This is a genomic window from Gordonia marina (genome assembly GCF_052036135.1).
GTDB lineage: Bacteria > Actinomycetota > Actinomycetes > Mycobacteriales > Mycobacteriaceae > Gordonia.
Genome location: NZ_JBPSDN010000022.1, coordinates 1 through 16,014, shown reverse-complemented (window position 1 = coordinate 16,014; position 16,014 = coordinate 1). Strand labels below are relative to the sequence as shown.

Below are 16,014 nucleotides of genomic sequence, written 5' to 3'. Positions count from 1 at the left end.
ATGCGGCGGCCACTCCTCGTGCTCGCCGCGCTCGTCGGGACCGTGCTGCTGATCGCCCTGGTGACAGCGGTGCCGTCGGCCACCGGTCCGGCCCGCGCCGTCGAGCCCGAATACGCGGAGCTGGCGCTCACCGAACTGACCCCGTCGACCGTGACCAGTTCCAGCGGCTCGGTGGTGCACGTGCGCGGCCACCTCACCAACACCTTCGACCGGCCGCTCAGCGACCTGCGCATCCGGTTGCGGGTCGGCGGACAGGTGAAGACCGCGGTCGCGCTGCGCACCTCCCTGATGGGCGACACGCCGTTCCCCGTCACGACGCCGCCGCACCGGGTCAGCGAGCGGCTCGATCCCGGCCGCACCGCCGACTTCGACCTCGAGGTCCCGCTCAGCGGCGAGAACGGCCTGCACATCGACACCACCGGTGTGTTCCCGCTGCAGATCGACGCCGTCGGCGTCCCCGAGTCCGGCGGTGCGGTCCAGGTCGCCGTCTCCCGCACCCTGCTGCCGGTGCTGTCCCTGCCCGCCGATGCCGAACGCGCGGCCGGCTACCTCGATCCGGGCTACACCGGCACCGATACCCGCCTCGGCCAGGACGGCTCCCTCGCCCCGGACGACTCGTCGCCGGCCGCGCTGACCATGATCTGGCCTCTCGCCGACACCCCGCAGCTCGCCCCCGGCATCCTGGGCGGCAAGACCGAACCCGTCCGGCTGCTCAGCGACCGGCTCGCCGGCTCGCTCGCGCCGAACGGGCGGCTCGACGTCCAGCTCGCCGCCCTGGAACGACTCGCCTCCGACGGCGACGGCGACGACCGGGTCCGTACCAGCCTGTGCGTGGCGGTCGATCCCGATCTGCTGGTCACCGTGCACGCCATGACCCTCGGGTACGACGTCACCAAGGATCCGGACGATCCGCGCGGTGCCGTCACCCGCGGCACCGGCCGGGCCGCCGCCCGCGCCTGGCTGTCCCGGCTCAGCGCCGTCGCCCAGCATCTGTGCGTCACCGCGCTGCCGTTCGCGCAGGCCGGACTGGATTCGCTGCACACCATCGACGACGCCGGACTCACCTCGACCGCGCTCACCAGCGCGTCGGACGTCGTCGACAGCATCCTCGGGGTCACGTCGCTGCGCGGGGTGACCCTGCCCGCGACGGGCACCCTGACCGATTCCGGCCGGGCACTGCTCGACGACAACGGCATCCACACCGCGGCGATCGCGTCGTCGTCGGTGGAGCCGCAGGTCCCGGCGCCGTCGGGCCGCTACCGCTCGGGGGCGGTCGCCCTGCAGACCTACGACGCGCCGATCACCGCGGCGCTGGGCGCCGCCGGAGACACCACGGTGGTGCCGTCGATCATGCCGGGCTGGCAGCAGCCGGATCTGAGCCACGAATCGCCGGTCAGCCGCCGGCAGACCGCCGTCGCCGCGCTGGCCTTCCCGATGCTGACCGTCCCGCGCGCCGAGGCGGGCGAGTCGGCGCCGGTCACCGGGCGCAGCGCGTTCATCATGCCGCCGACCTACTGGTCGCCGACCGCGGACGACGCGACGGCCCTGGTCGACGCCGTCGAACTGCTCCTCGCCTCCGGCACCGCCCACGAGGAGTCGCTGCGCGACGTGGTCGGACAGCTCCCGGACGCCACAGGGCGCGCCCCGCTCGTCACCCCGGGTGATGTGGACCCCGTCGTCGCGCAGGGCTTCCCGATCTCGGCCGCCGACGCCGGCCAGGTCCGCGCGAACCTGGAACTCTCCTCGCAGCTTCAGGCATCTCTGGTCGGCTCGCGCGACACGGTGACCACCCCCCAGGCCTACCTCGCACCGCTCGGCGAAGACGCGCTGCGCGCGGTCAGCGTCCCCGAGGCACAGACCCTCGACCAGGCGCGCGGCCTGCGGTCGACGCGGATCGGCGCGGTCGGCTCCACCCTGACCAGGATGCGGCAGTCGGTGGCACTGCTCGATCCGGGCGGCCGCTACACGCTCGCCTCCGAACGCAGCCCGCTGCTGCTGGTCGTCCGCAACGACCTCGCCCTGCCGATGCGCGTCCGGATGAACATCGACGCCCCGGCGGTCCTGAACGTCGGCGACGTCGGAGTGCAGGAGATCCCGCCGATGGGGACCCGGCAGATCCAGATTCCGACGCACGCCTCCACCTCCGAGCGGGCCACGGTGAAGATCGCCCTGGTCACCTCGACCGGCGTCCCGCTGAACGAGCCGATCACGCTGTCGATCTTCTCGAACGCCTACGGCAAACCGCTCTTCTGGATCACCATCGGCGCGGGAATCGCCCTGGTGCTGCTCACCGCACGGCGGCTGTGGCACCGCTTCCGCGGCGAACCCGACCCCGCCGACGAGGATCGGCCGGAACCCGACGCCGACGAGTTGCGGCTCGCCGCGACCCCGTACGAGGAGCGTCTGGAAGTGGCCCGCGAAGAGCACGTCGAACCACCCCAACCGCCGGACCGGGAGGACTCATGAGTTCACGCCGCGAACGCCCGGACGCACCGGACTCCCCGGTGCCCCCGCGCGCGCATCCGGTGCGGTACGAGCCGCATCCGGGCAAGCATGAGGGCCCGGGCGCACGCCCGGCCGCACCCGGTCGTCGGCCCGAGACCGCGGTGCCGCACCTGCTCGCGAGTACGGAGATGGCCGACGAGAACGAGGTCGCCGCCACCGGGAACGACGACTCCGATGCATCGGTGATGAGGACGAGTGGCTCCATCGCCCTGGCGACGCTGGTGAGCCGTGTCACCGGCTTCATCCGGACCGTGCTGGTCCTGGCCATGCTCGGCGGGGTCGCCTCGGCGTTCCAAGCCGCCTACGTGCTGCCGAACATGATCGCCGAAGTGGTCCTCGGCGCCGTGCTCACCGCCATCGTGATCCCCGTCCTGGTACGCGCCGAAGCCGAGGACGACGATCGCGGCGAAGGCTTCATCAACCGCATCTTCACCCTCGCCCTGCTCGTCCTGGGCGTGGCGACAGTGGTCGCGCTGGTTGCGGCGCCCCTCCTGACTGTGATGAACGTCAGCGGAGACGGCAAAGTGGACCGCCCGCTCGTTACCGCGCTGGCGTATCTACTTCTGCCGGAGATCTTCTTCTACGGTCTGTCCGCCCTGTTCATGGCCCTCCTGAACGTCAAGAACATCTTCAAACCAGGGGCCTGGGCACCGGTGTTGAACAACATCGTGCAGATCGCCACGCTCATCCTCTTCGCGGTGATGCCGGGCAAGATCACTCTCAATCCCGTTCAGATGAGCGACCCGAAACTGCTGGTTCTCGGTGTCGGCACCACCATCGGCGTGATCGTGCAGGCGGCGATCCTGGTGCCCTATCTGCGTACAGCCGGGATCCGTCTTCGGATCAAATGGGGGATCGACGCCCGGTTGCGACGCTTCGGCAACATGGCCCTGGCGATCATCACCTACGTGCTGATCCTGCAGGTCGGCCTGGTGATCACCTACAACATCGCCTCCTCGGCCACCGGCGACGGCATCGCCGCCTACGCCACGTCCTGGCAGCTGCTCCAGCTTCCCTACGGTGTCCTCGGCGTGACGATCCTGACCGCGATCATGCCGCGCCTCTCACGTAACGCGGCCGCACAGAACCGCGACGCGGTGATCGACGACATGTCGCTGGCCACTCGCCTGACCATGCTGGCGCTGGTTCCGACCGTCACATTCATGACCTTCTTCGGCCCCGCCATCGGCGTGGCCATCTTCAATTTCGGCGAATACACCCAGAAAGACGCATCTCAACTCGGCTCGGTCCTGGCGTGGGGAGCGTTCACGCTGATCCCGTACGCGATGACCCTGGTCCAGCTCCGGGTGTTCTACGCCCGCGAGGACGCGTGGACGCCCACCCTCATGGTCTTCGGCATCACGATCGTCAAGGTCGTGGCGTCGTACCTGGGTACGGTCCTCTTCGATGACCCCGACATGGTGGTCCGCTGGCTCGCCCTGTCCAACGGGCTCGGCTATCTGGTCGGCGCGGTCGTCGGCCACTACCTGCTGTACAAGCGGCTCGGCAACGCCCGGATGACCCATGTCATGCGCACCTCGTGGCTCACCTTCGGCGTCTCCCTGGTGGTCACCGCGGCGGTCTGGGCCGTCACGCATCTGACGCACTTGAATCGGATGTCGCTGCACGCGGGCAAGATCGGCTCGATCGCGTACCTCGCCCTGACCGGCGTGGTGGTGCTCGGCGTGATCTACCTGTTCCTGGTCGCCCTGCGCATCCCGGACATGGTGACGATCAGCGATTCGGTGATGCGCCTGGTCGGCCGCTTCATTCCGGCGCTGGCACCGGCGCCGCGGTCCGCCGCGGGTGACACCGATGCCGCCACCATGACGGTCCAGTTCCCGCGGGTCAGCGGCGACGAAGGCCTCCCGTACTCTGGTCAGGTAGAGGTCCGACGACGCTTCGATCGCGGTTCGGCCAGCTGGCAGGAATACGCCGTGACCAGTGGTGGAGCCGCCGGAGAGACCGCCGTGCTGCCGCGCATCGGCGCCGATCCGCTGCCGCCCGGCCGCGGTGGCCGCACCGACCGGAGTCGCGGTGCCGAGGGCGGGTATCTGCCGTCGCAGATGCCGACTCGCACCGTCCACCAGAAACCGTCCGCGGACGCCGCGGCCGAACCAGCACAGCCCCGAACAGGACAGCCCCCGATGACGCAGACCCCACCGGCGAGCACCCCGCCCCGCGGCCCGCGCCTGGTTCCCGGGGCCGCCATCGCCGGCGGCCGGTACCGGCTGCTCGAGCCGCACGGCGGAACGCGGGGACTGCAGTTCTGGCGTGCCAAGGACACCCAGCTCGACCGCGAGGTGGGCCTCACCTTCGTCGACCCGGAGCAGCAGGCACCGCCCTATCGCCCGGAGGATCGGGACACCGACCCGGACGGGCCGCAGGCGATCCTCAACCGGACGCGCCGGCTGGGCCAGCTACACACCGCGGGCATCGCGCGGGTGCTCGACGTGGTGCGTGGCGCCTCCGGCGGCATCGTCGTCACCGAATGGGTGCCCGGTTCATCGTTGGCCGAGGTCGCCGACAGCGGCCCGTCGGCCACCGGTGCCGCCCGTGCGGTGCGTGCTCTCGCCGCGGCCGCCGAGGCCGCCCACCGGGCCGGTGCGGCGTTGTCGATCGACCATCCGGACCGCATCCGGGTGAGCCTCGACGGCGACGCCGTCCTCGCCTTCCCGGCCGTGCTGGCCGACGACGACCGCGCCTCCGACGTCCGCGGCCTGGGCGCGGTGCTCTACGCCCTGCTGCTGGACCGGTGGCCGCTCGACGGCGCGACCGGGCACACCGTGACCACCGCGCAGGCCCAGGAGGGGCCGGTCGGCGGCCTCACCGCGGCGGCGCCCGACGTCGAACGCAAGGGCCAGCCGATCGCGCCGGTCAAGGTGAAGCCGGAGATCCCGTTCGAGATCTCCGCGGTCGCCGCGCGGGCCCTGGAAGGCGGTTCGGCGATCCGGACCGCCGGGACCGTCCAGCACATCCTGGATCAGGCCACCGTCGTCGACCTCGCCACCGACGTGCTGCCGCGCATCGCCGACGACTCGCCGCCGATCTCGGTGGCACCGCTCAGCCGCACGCGTAAGGAGCGGCTGCTCGGCGAGGGCGACGCGGGCAAACGCAACGGCGCGCTGCTCATCGGGACCGGGGTCTTCCTGCTCTTCCTGGTGATCGCCCTGGTGCTGTGGCTCGCCGACCCCTTCGCGTCCAACGACAACAACGACGTCGACAGCTTCGTCGGAGACCGGTCGGGGAGCACCTCGGCGCCGGCGGCGCCCACCGCCACCACTCCGGTGACCGCCAAAGCCGTGACGGTCTTCGATCCGGGACCGACGGTCGACGACACGGCCGCCCTGAACGCCGGGCACGTCCTCACCGACACCCAGCCGCCCTGGCAGACCTCACAGTGGCAGAGTGCGAACTTCGGTAACGCCAAGGACGGCGTCGGCCTGATGTTCCGCTTCGCCAAGGGTGCCAAGATCAGTTCCGTGACGCTCAAGACCCCGACCGTCGGCGCGCAGTTCAAGGTGGAGATCCGGACCGCCCGCTCGGCGAAGCCGTCGTTCGGCGAGACCTCGGTGGTCGGCGCCGGCACGGTCACCAAGAAGACCACCGTCATCGGCCTCGACAACCCGGCGAGCACCGAGTACCTGCTGGTCTGGATCACCTCGCTGCCGAAGAGTTCCTCCGGCTACTACCAGGCGATCATCGACCAGGCGTCGTTCGCGGGTCCCTGACCACGTAGCCGGCTGAGCCCTTCGACTTCGCTCAGGAACCACCGATCGAGCCTCGTGCTGAGCATGCGTGGCGGAGCCTGCGACGACACGCGGACGAAGTGCCCGCAAGGGCGAGATCGAGTCGAAGCCCCCAGCCCAGCATCGAGGACCCGGCTTCCACACGATGAGGCCTACGCCGCGGTCTGCTCCTGATCCGCGGCCATCGCGGCCCGCTCGGCGAGGACCGCCGCCGGGGCCCAGCCGGGCGGACCGAAGACGTAGCCGAGCTTGTCACGGAAGCGGGGCGCCGAGGCGACGTCGCGCCCGAGGTTCACGTACTCGTGCGTCTGGAGCTTCCAGATGTTGTAGGTACCGACCGGCTTGGTCAGCCCGTAGTGGGGCCGGAACAGCTCGGGCTGGAAGCTGCCGAACAGGCGGTCCCAGACGATGAACGTGCCGCCGTAGTTCTTGTCCAGGTACTCCGGATCGCTGCCGTGGTGCACGCGGTGGTGCGACGGCGTGTTCATCACGAACTCGAACGGGCGCCACATCTTGTCGATCCGCTCGGTGTGGATCCAGAACTGGTAGATCAGATTCAGCGAATAGCAGGCGAACACGACCGCCGGCGGCACCCCGAGGAAGACCAGCGGAGCCCAGAGGATCATCGCCATCGAGTTGTTCCACTTCTGGCGCAGCGCGGTCGCGAAATTGAAGTACTCGCTGGAGTGGTGCGCCTGGTGCGTCGCCCAGATGAGCCGCACGCGATGAGCCACCCGGTGTTCCCAGTAGAAGAGGAAGTCGAGGCCGACGAAGCCGATCACCCAGGTGTACCAGGCGGTGATCGGCAAGTGCCACGGCGCGACGTACGCGAAGATCGCCGCATAGGCGAAGAGCGCGATGAACTTGCTCAGCGCCGAGGTGCCGATCGAGACGACACCCATCCAGAGCGATGCCCGGGTGTCCTTGCCGTAGTACGAGCCCTTCGGCGGACGACCCTCGTCGTCGTGATCCTCGAGTCTGGCCGCGGCGAAGAACTCCAGACCGAGCATCAGCACGAAGAACGGAATGGCGAGCACGGTGGGCTCGCGCATGGCGGCGGGGAGGAAGTCGAGCATGGCAGGCCTTGTCGCGGAGGATCGTCGTTCTTCTGACACTATATCGTGTCAGATAGCGCGAGGTCCAGAGTTCATACCGAATTCAGTCCACGTAGCATGAGTCCGATGGCACAGGGCAAAGAGCGGGTCTACGGGGGAGTGAGCGCGCAGCAGCGCCGCGAGCAGCGCCACGCCGCCCTGATCGACGCGGGGCTGGAGTTGTTCGGCACTCTCGGCTATCCGAATGTCCCGGTGAAGATGATCTGCGACGAGGCCGGACTGACGCAGCGCTACTTCTACGAGTCGTTCACCGACCGGGAGGCGCTGCTGAACGCCGTCTACCGGTCATGCTTCGAGGATCTGCGCGACGCGGCCGCCACGGCCGCGCTCGAATACCTCACCGAGGTGCCCGACGTGGTCGCGGAGGGCGCCGTCCCCGAGGAGCACATCCGCCCGCTCGCCCGGGCCGCCTTCGGCGCACTGCTGAGCACGCTGACCACCGATCGACGGCGCGCCCGCGTGATCCTGATCGAGGTGGTCGGCGTGAGCCCGGCACTCGAACAGCTCCGCATCGGTGCGATCCACCAGTGGGCCGAGCTGATCATCGGCTTCGGCGCGCCCGGATCGTCGGACCCGATGCACCGCCTCGCCGCGATCGGCCTGGTCGGCGCCATCACCCAGCTGCTGGTCGACTGGCAGATGGCCCAGGTCTCGCCGATCAGCCCCGACGCCGGGCCGGAGCTGTTCACGGTCGACGCCATCCACGACGTGATCACCGAGATGCTGGTCGGCACCTACGAGCACGTCTTCCGCAGCTAGCGCGGTCAGTTCTTCGACAGCCGGGCGGCGATGGTGGCGACCGCGTCATCGAGGTCGTCGACGACGAACTGCCACTGCGAGCCGTCGGACATGGTGAGACACAGCATCTCCAGTTTCCGGGAGAACCGGCCGCCTCGACCGGGGGCGGTGCCCACCGCACTGAGATACCGGCAGGCCACCGAGAAGCGGATGCCGTCGACGCGGGCGGCCAGACCCTTCGGCTCGAAGACGACATGGGTCTTGGTCAGCTGCAGCTCACCGCCGGCCAGACCGCGGCCCACCGGCCGTCGCGCCTTCCAGGTCCGCAGCGGCGCCTCGTCGTTCATCTCGTTCTCCATTCCGCCGGGCGATCGACTCGCACGGAACCGATCGCCGGCCCCGTGCGTCTAAGTATTGTGGGTCAAGACGACACGGGATCGGGACAGGTGCGCAACAGGCAGATGAACTCGACCGATCCACCCGTCCCCGGATCACTCCCGGAACCTCCCTTCACCGGCGAACTGCTCGCCGAGTACGACGCCGGAGCACTGCCCCCGGAGCTCACCGCGCACATCACCGCACGGCTCGGCGACGACCCCGGCGCACGCCGGATCCTCGACGCCCTGGCCCTGACCCGGGCCGACCTCGCCCGTGCGCGGGTGGAGCCCGTCGATGTTCCGCCCGCGGTCGACGAACGACTGCGGAACCTGCTTCGGGGCCTCGGGAACACCAGCCCCTAGGCTGGTGTTGAACGCTGACGTACCCCCGTTGCCACCCCGGCGCGGCCACGTCCCATCCGAGCCCGCTCCACGGAGGAATAGATGACCGAGACCGACAGCACGATCCACGACCTGATCATCGTGGGTTCCGGCCCGGCCGGCTACACCGCGGCGATCTATGCCGCACGTGCCGAGCTCAAGCCGCTGGTCTTCGAGGGCGTCGCCTTCGGCGGGGCGCTGATGACGACCACCGAGGTGGAGAACTTCCCCGGCTTCCGCAGCGGTATCCAGGGTCCGGATCTGATGGACGAGATGCGCGAGCAGGCGCTGCGCTTCGGCGCCGATCTGCGCACCGAAGAGGTCGACGAGCTCCGGCTCGACGGCGAGATCAAGGAGGTCGAGGTCGGCGGTGAGGTCTACCGGGCCCGCGCCGTGATCCTCGCGATGGGTGCCGCCGCCCGCTACCTGAACGTGCCGGGGGAGCAGGAATACCTCGGCCGCGGCGTCTCCGCCTGCGCGACGTGCGACGGGTTCTTCTTCCGGGACCAGGACATCGTCGTGATCGGCGGTGGCGACTCGGCGATGGAGGAGGCCACCTTCCTCACCAAGTTCGCCCGCAAGGTGACCTTGATCCACCGGCGCGACGAGTTCCGCGCGTCCAAGATCATGCTGGAGCGCGCCCGCGCCAACGAGAAGATCGAGTTCCTCACCAACGCCACCGTCAGCGAGGTCCACGGCGACCAGGGTGTCAGCGAACTGGTCGTGACCGACACCTGCACCGGCGAGACCACGATCCTCGCGGCCACCGGCATGTTCGTCGCGATCGGCCACGATCCGCGCAGCGAACTGGTCCGCGGCCAGGTCACCCTGGACGACGACGGCTATGTGCAGGTCCAGGGTCGCAGCACCTACACCGATGTCGACGGCGTCTTCGCCTGCGGTGATCTCGTCGACCACACCTACCGTCAGGCGATCACCGCCGCCGGCAGCGGCTGCAGCGCCGCCATCGACGCCGAACGCTGGCTGGCGGCCCGCGAGTCCTGATCCGACTCCACCCGAAAGAAGGAGATCTCCATGGGAAATCACGTCGTCGATGTGACCGACGCCGAGTTCAAGTCGACCGTTCTGGAATCCGACAAGCCGGTGCTCGTCGATTTCTGGGCGGCCTGGTGCGGCCCGTGCAAGATGATCGCCCCGGTGGTCGAGCAGATCGCCGCCGAGCATGCCGACCGGCTCGTCGTGGCCAAGGTCGAGGTCGACGAGAACCCGCTCGTCGCCCGGGACATGCAGGTGCTCGGCCTGCCGACCCTGATGGTGTTCTCCGGCGGCGAGGTGGTCGCGACGCTGCGCGGCGCCAAGTCGAAGAAGGCGATCCTCACCGCTCTCGAGCCGGTGCTCGCCACAGCGGGGTAGTACCGCACGCAACGGTCACAATCGACGGGTTCATTTGTCGCCCCCGGCGAACGCCTGAGAGAATGGGCGTTGAACACTGACGCGGGGGGCGCCGGGACACGCGCCCGGCGCTGAAGAGGGAAGCGGGTACTACATGGCCACGTTGCGTCCGGGTGACCACGGATCCGGTGTCGCCGAGATCCGCGAGATCCTTGCCGGTCTCGGTCTGCTCGCCAGGCCGGCGGCCGAAGCGGGCACTGGACGCCACGCGCGCCCCTCCGAAGACTTCGACGACGCCTGCGAGCGCGCCGTCCGGGCCTTCCAGCAGCAGCGCGGTCTGATCGCCGACGGCATCGTCGGACCCTCGACGTACGCCGCGCTGCGCGAGGCGTCGTACCGGCTCGGCAGCCGGGTCCTGACCTACCGGCTGTCCGCGCCGATGACCGGCGACGACGTCGCGACTCTCCAGAGCCGGCTGCAGAATCTCGGCTTCTACCACGGGCTGGTCGACGGCACCTTCGGTGAGACCACCCATCACGCCGTCAGCCTCTACCAGACCGAGTACGGCCTCGCGTCCGACGGCATCTGCGGCCCGGCGACCCTGCAATCGCTCAACCGTCTCGGCTCCCGGGTGACCGGCGGTTCCCCGCACGCCATCCGCGAGGAGGAGCACGTCCGCCAGTCGGGCCCCCAGCTGACCGGTAAGCGCATTCTGATCGATCCGTGCGATGTCGACGGCTCCGAGGCGGAGAGCGAGATCCTGTGGGATCTGGCGGCCCGTCTGGAGGGCCGCATGTCGGCCGCCGGGATGACCACCTTCCTCTCGCACGACCGCACCTCCGCCCCGAGCGACGAGCAGCGCGCCCGGGTCGCGAACGTGATCGACGCCGATCTCATGATCGCCCTGCGCCTCGGCCATTACGACAACGAGCGCGCGAACGGGGTGGCGACCTTCTACTTCGGCACCCATCACGGGTCGTACTCGACCATCGGGCGTCATCTGGCCGGGTACATCCAGCGCGAGGTGGTCGCCCGCACCCCGCTGCTCGACTGCCGGATCCACGAGCGCACCTGGAACCTGCTGCGGCTCACCAGGATGCCCGCCGTCGTGCTGGAGGCCGGCTACATCACCAACCCCGCGGACGCGGCCCTGCTGAACGCCCCGGAGTACCGCGACACGATCGCCGAGGCCATCCTCGTCGCGGTCAAGCGGCTCTACCTCCAGGGCAACAACGATCGCCCGACCGGCACCTACACTTTCGCCGATCTCCTTGCGGCAGAACAACTTCCGTACTGAGCTTCACCACAACCCGTCGGCTCGACGAAGCCCCGGCACCGCCCGCTGACTCGACGAACGCCACCGCAGTCTGTTGAGCTGATAAAACCCGTCCCAGCTCGTTGAGCCGGCGAAAGCCACCCCGGCCCGCTGAGCCGATGAATGTCACCGCAGCCCGCTGAGCCGATGAAGTCCACCACCGCCCGCTGAGCCGCTGAGCCGGCGAAACTCACCATCATCCGCTCAGCCGACGAGCCGACGAGCCGACGAAACTCACCATCATCCGCTGAGCCGACGAACCGACCACCACCCACTGAACCTACGAAAGCCACCCCAGCCCGCGGAACCGACGAAACCCCCATCGCCCGTTGAGCCGACGAACGCCATCCCAGCCCGTTGAGCCGATGGAGCCGCTAGGCGGAATCGTGTCGAAACGACCCCCGACTGAGAACCGCCTCCCATGAAACGCGGCGGCCCGACTCACGTCGATTGCAACGCCACACTCTCCGAGATCACCAGCTTCTCCAGCGCCCGCTCCACCTGACGCTTCCAGCCCAGCCCCTCATCAAGCTCGAGCCGGAGCCGCGGCAGGTACTGGTCGTCGGCGATCACGATGAACCCCGCGTCCTCGAGGAAGGTCGTCGGCATCAGGCAGTCGTCACACACGTTCCCCGGGACCCCACCGCCGAGGAGCAGTGCCGTCAGGTCACCGGCGAGTGCCGAGTCCGCGGCGCTCCGCCCGAAAGCCTCGAGCGCGCGGACACCGCGACCGATCACATCGGCGATCACCGCATCGAAGAGCAGGGGAGCGGCGTCAGCGAAACCGGGCTCGGTGGCGACCTTGGTCAGCAGTACCGCGTCCGCACTCACCGGTGCCGTCGGGAACCGTCTGGCCCGCGGCACTCGTCCCGGCGGAGCGTAGAAGGCGCTGCCCACGACACGACCGGTGGTCTTCTCCACCGCCATCTGGCAGCAGTTGCCCCACTCGAGGAGGAGACCGGAGATCCACGCCTCCTTGTCGAACTCGCTCTCGAATCCGCCGAGCGAACCCAGGAGAGCGTCGTCGAGCGTATCGGACGCGGATTCCGGATCGACTTCCCAGAACACGCATCGACGGGTGTGGAGCGGCAGACGGTCGAAGCCGTCCAACTCGAGCGCCTCGATCACCACACCCATCGCGCTGTGTTCCTCGCTTCCCGAAAATCCTACTGTCACAGTGACGTATCAGACCGGTGGTCCCGGGACGGCTGTCACCGGGGCGGATTCGGCCCTATCTGTCGGAGATGACGCCGACGATGCGCTCGAGATCGTCGACCGATCCGAACTCGATGACGACCTTGCCCTTCCGCTTCGAGAGGCTCACCGACACCTTGGTGTCGAGGCGATCGGACAGCCGATCGGCCACATCCTGCAGGCCCGGCATCACCATCGGCGGACGCCGCTTGGCCGGCGTCGGCGAATCGGGCACACCCTCGTGATTCGCCAGCGTCACGGCCTCTTCGGTCGCACGCACCGACATGCCCTCGGCGACGATGCGCGCCGCGAGCGCTTCCTGCGCGTCGGCGCCCGCGTCCAGCGCCAGGAGCGCACGGGCATGTCCCGCCGACAGGACGCCTGCCGCGACCCGCCGCTGCACGGGAATCGGAAGCTTCAGCAGCCGGATCATGTTGGTGATCACCGGACGCGATCGGCCCAGCCGGTTGGCCAGTTCCTCGTGCGTCACGTCGAATTCTTCGAGGAGCTGTTGGTAGGCCGCCGCCTCTTCAAGAGGATTCAGCTGCGCCCGGTGGATGTTCTCCAGCAGCGCGTCGCGCAGCAGATCGGCGTCGCTCGTCTCCCGGACGATGGCCGGGATCTTCTCCAGACCGACGTTGGTGCTCGCCCGCCAGCGACGCTCGCCCATGATGAGCTGATAGCGGACCCCACCGGCCTTCGGCCGCGCGAGCTCGCGAACGACGATCGGCTGCATCAGCCCGAACTCGCGGATGGAGTGCTCCAGTTCGGCGAGTGCCTCTTCATCGAAGACGGTGCGCGGCTGCTGCGGATTCGGCTCGATCTCGGACGGCGGGATCTCCCGGTACACCGCTCCCATGTCGCCGGCGGGTTCCACCGGTGCGGGGGAGGGGGGGCCACCCATCAGCACGTCGGCCGCGGCGCTGCCCATCCGAGTGGTGTTGATGCCCTGTGCCTTGCCCTGCTGCCGCGCGGGTGCCGGCACCGACGGTCGAGCCGCACTCGCGTCGTCGCCCGTCGTCTCCTCCGTCTCGGTGGGGCCGGTCGGGATCAGAGCGGCCAGACCGCGGCCCAGTCCGCCTCGTCTCTGGCTGTCGCGCTGACTCACTGTGCGTTCTCCTTCAAGACCTGGCGCGCGAGTTCCCGCGCCGCATCGAGGTAGCTCATCGCTCCACGTGAGCCCGGGTCGTAGTCGATGATCGTCATGCCGTATCCCGGTGCTTCCGAGACCTTCACACTGCGCGGAATGATCGTGTTCAAGACCTTGTCGCCGAAGTGTGAACGCACCTCGGCGGCCACCTGATCGGCGAGCTTGGTGCGGCCGTCGTACATCGTCAGCAGGATCGTGGAGACATGCAGCGCCTTGTTGAGGTGCGCCTGAACCAGTTCGATGTTGCGGAGCAGCTGACCGACTCCCTCGAGGGCGTAGTACTCGCACTGGATGGGGATCAGGACCTCGCGAGCGGCGACCATCGCGTTGACGGTGAGCAGGCCGAGTGACGGCGGGCAGTCGATCAGGACGTAGTCGATGCCGAGCTCGCGCAACAGCTCGGGATCCAGTGCGTTCCGCAGGCGGCTCTCGCGGGCCACGACGGAGACCAGTTCGATCTCCGCGCCGGCGAGATCGAGGGTCGACGGTACGCAGTAGAGGCGCTCGTTCGCGGGGGACTGCTGGATCGCCTCCCGCAGGGGGACGTCGTCGAGCAGCATCTCGTAGACGGACGCGATTCCCGGCTTGCGGTGATCGATGCCGAGCGCGGTACTCGCGTTGCCCTGCGGATCGAGGTCGATCACCAGCACTCCGAGTCCGTGCAGCGCCAGGCCGGCCGCTAGATTCACCGCGGAGGTGGTCTTGCCGACCCCGCCCTTCTGATTGGCGACCGTCATGATGCGCGGCGCCGCGGGCCGGGGGAGAGTTCCGGTGCCCCCCGGTGTCAGGATCTGACTTGCACGCTCGGCGGCGGCGGCGATGGGTGTGTCTGCGAGGGGTGCGCCCTCGGGCGAGGGCTGGCCGGTTCCACGTGAAACGGAACCCCCCGATTCGGCCATGTCATGCTTCGCCAAGGCGGCACTCCTTCGGTCGTCATCACTATTTTGCGCCTTGCGCTTGAAGGACACCAATCTTCAGTTCTTTCTCTTCTGCCGACGCGCCGCGCGACGTGCCGCCCGTCGATCGTCCGCGGTTTCGATGCGAGTGCCGAGCAGCACGGTGGTCGGTTCGTCGAGCTGCGCACCGACCTCGCGGGTCGTCAGATCGGTCAATCCGACCATCCCCGCCGCTGCCGCATGCGTCGAGATCTCCTCCGCCGCTGTGCGGCCTTTCAGTGCCACCAGGTGACCGCCGACGGCGATCAGGGGAGCGGACCATCGTGCGAGCCGATCCAGCGGTGCCACCGCGCGGGATGTCACGACGTCCGCGGTCCCGACCGCTTCCAGCGTCGGCCGTTCTTCCGCGCGTCCTCGTACGACCGTCACGTTGTCGAGTCCAAGAGCCTCGACCACCTCGTCGAGGAAGGTCGTGCGTCGGAGCAGCGGCTCGACCAGAACCACCTCGAGATCGGGACGCGCGATCGCCAGCGGGATTCCCGGGAAACCCGCACCGCTTCCGATGTCGATGACGCGAAGACCTTCGCCGATCTCTTCGCCGACCACCGCGCTGTTGAGTACATGGCGTGACCACAACCGGGCAGGTTCGCTCGGTCCGATCAGCCCCCGGAGCACGCCTTCATCGCTGAGGATGTCGACGTATTGCTGGGCCAGTCCGATCCGCTCCCCGAAGATCTCTCGTGCCACGGCGGGCTGAGGCTCTGCCTCCTCGACCGTCCTACTCACGTCTTCTCCTTACTGTTGCCTACTACTGTTTCACGTTGAACATCGCCCGGGCCATTCACGGTTCCACGTGAAACGAGAACGACTCGGTGAGGAAGCATCGCCAGGCCGGCAGGGCACCCGAGCACGGCCCGCACCGGCCGCAGTCGAGCCGATTCGGACCCCGGGGCGGACCCGAGTCGAGATCCCAGCGACCAAGTCCCGTCGAGAACCCACGGCAGTCGAACGACATCGAGTAGTGCCCCATAAGGTGGTGTAACTCGGTGGCCGAGATCGTCTCCGACTTCGTGTCGGGACGGACGTAGAGCGGCCACCGTGTGATCCTTCGAGTCAACCGTCTAAAGAATCCTCGAACGGAGTCATCACGATGACCGCACCTCATATTGTCGACCCTGCAGGCCTGCTTGGCCAAGCCCTCGCCGACGCGTCACCGGATCTGATGCGCGAGCTGCTGCAAA

At 68.7% G+C, this 16,014-nt stretch carries 13 protein-coding genes; 7 read left to right on the top strand and 6 right to left on the bottom strand.

Features of this window, described 5'->3' with window-relative positions:
- Both ACSEEN_RS14260 and murJ read left to right on the top strand, forming a co-directional pair.
- Positions 1-2,466, top strand: coding sequence for a DUF6049 family protein (locus ACSEEN_RS14260; protein ID WP_440713520.1), 2,466 nt, complete (start codon positions 1-3; stop codon positions 2,464-2,466).
- The gene (murJ, locus tag ACSEEN_RS14255; protein WP_440713519.1) at positions 2,463-6,236 is read left to right on the top strand and encodes a murein biosynthesis integral membrane protein MurJ; all 3,774 of its coding nucleotides are present in this window, start codon (positions 2,463-2,465) and stop codon (positions 6,234-6,236) included. Before ACSEEN_RS14260 ends, murJ begins: the two co-directional genes overlap by 4 nt.
- A gap of 170 nt (positions 6,237-6,406) precedes the next feature.
- Here murJ and ACSEEN_RS14250 read toward each other — a convergent pair whose 3' ends face one another.
- Positions 6,407-7,330, bottom strand: coding sequence for a sterol desaturase family protein (locus ACSEEN_RS14250; protein WP_440713518.1), 924 nt, complete (start codon positions 7,328-7,330; stop codon positions 6,407-6,409).
- Between the two features lie 105 nt (positions 7,331-7,435).
- Between ACSEEN_RS14250 and ACSEEN_RS14245 the strand changes: the two genes are divergently transcribed.
- Entirely contained in the window at positions 7,436-8,128 is a 693-nt protein-coding gene (locus ACSEEN_RS14245; protein ID WP_247865587.1) for a TetR/AcrR family transcriptional regulator, read from the top strand.
- 5 nt (positions 8,129-8,133) lie between these two features.
- On the opposite strand, the gene ACSEEN_RS14240 is transcribed toward ACSEEN_RS14245, so the two are convergent.
- A complete protein-coding gene (locus ACSEEN_RS14240; protein ID WP_247865588.1) occupies positions 8,134-8,454 on the bottom strand; it encodes a hypothetical protein in 321 nt (106 codons plus the stop codon).
- Positions 8,455-8,568: 114 nt separating this feature from the next.
- Between ACSEEN_RS14240 and ACSEEN_RS14235 the strand changes: the two genes are divergently transcribed.
- The 4 genes from ACSEEN_RS14235 to ACSEEN_RS14220 all read left to right on the top strand — a co-directional run bounded on the left by ACSEEN_RS14235 (position 8,569) and on the right by ACSEEN_RS14220 (position 11,515).
- Positions 8,569-8,847 carry an RsmA family anti-sigma factor gene (locus ACSEEN_RS14235; RefSeq protein WP_247865589.1) on the top strand — a complete coding sequence of 93 codons (279 nt, stop codon included), beginning with the start codon at positions 8,569-8,571 and terminating at the stop codon, positions 8,845-8,847.
- Between the two features lie 81 nt (positions 8,848-8,928).
- Complete coding sequence (trxB, locus tag ACSEEN_RS14230) at positions 8,929-9,870, top strand: thioredoxin-disulfide reductase (protein WP_440713517.1); 942 nt, start codon at positions 8,929-8,931, stop codon at positions 9,868-9,870.
- A 30-nt stretch (positions 9,871-9,900) separates the two neighbouring features.
- Positions 9,901-10,239, top strand: a complete 339-nt coding sequence (trxA, locus tag ACSEEN_RS14225; RefSeq protein ID WP_247865591.1) for a thioredoxin — start codon at positions 9,901-9,903, stop codon at positions 10,237-10,239.
- 133 nt (positions 10,240-10,372) lie between these two features.
- Positions 10,373-11,515, top strand: coding sequence for an N-acetylmuramoyl-L-alanine amidase (locus tag ACSEEN_RS14220; RefSeq protein ID WP_247865592.1), 1,143 nt, complete (start codon positions 10,373-10,375; stop codon positions 11,513-11,515).
- Positions 11,516-11,974: 459 nt separating this feature from the next.
- On the opposite strand, the gene ACSEEN_RS14215 is transcribed toward ACSEEN_RS14220, so the two are convergent.
- The 4 genes from ACSEEN_RS14215 to rsmG all read right to left on the bottom strand — a co-directional run bounded on the left by ACSEEN_RS14215 (position 11,975) and on the right by rsmG (position 15,559).
- Positions 11,975-12,670: a hypothetical protein gene (locus ACSEEN_RS14215; protein ID WP_440713516.1), complete on the bottom strand. Its 696-nt coding sequence runs from the start codon at positions 12,668-12,670 to the stop codon at positions 11,975-11,977.
- A gap of 94 nt (positions 12,671-12,764) precedes the next feature.
- On the bottom strand, positions 12,765-13,835 hold the full coding sequence (locus ACSEEN_RS14210; RefSeq protein ID WP_440713515.1) for a ParB/RepB/Spo0J family partition protein: 1,071 nt from the start codon (positions 13,833-13,835) through the stop codon (positions 12,765-12,767).
- Complete coding sequence (locus ACSEEN_RS14205; protein ID WP_440713554.1) at positions 13,832-14,776, bottom strand: ParA family protein; 945 nt, start codon at positions 14,774-14,776, stop codon at positions 13,832-13,834. The genes ACSEEN_RS14210 and ACSEEN_RS14205 overlap by 4 nt, the downstream gene beginning before the upstream one ends.
- 75 nt (positions 14,777-14,851) lie before the next feature.
- A complete protein-coding gene (gene rsmG / locus ACSEEN_RS14200; RefSeq protein WP_440713514.1) occupies positions 14,852-15,559 on the bottom strand; it encodes a 16S rRNA (guanine(527)-N(7))-methyltransferase RsmG in 708 nt (235 codons plus the stop codon).
- Positions 15,560-16,014: the final 455 nt, after the last annotated feature.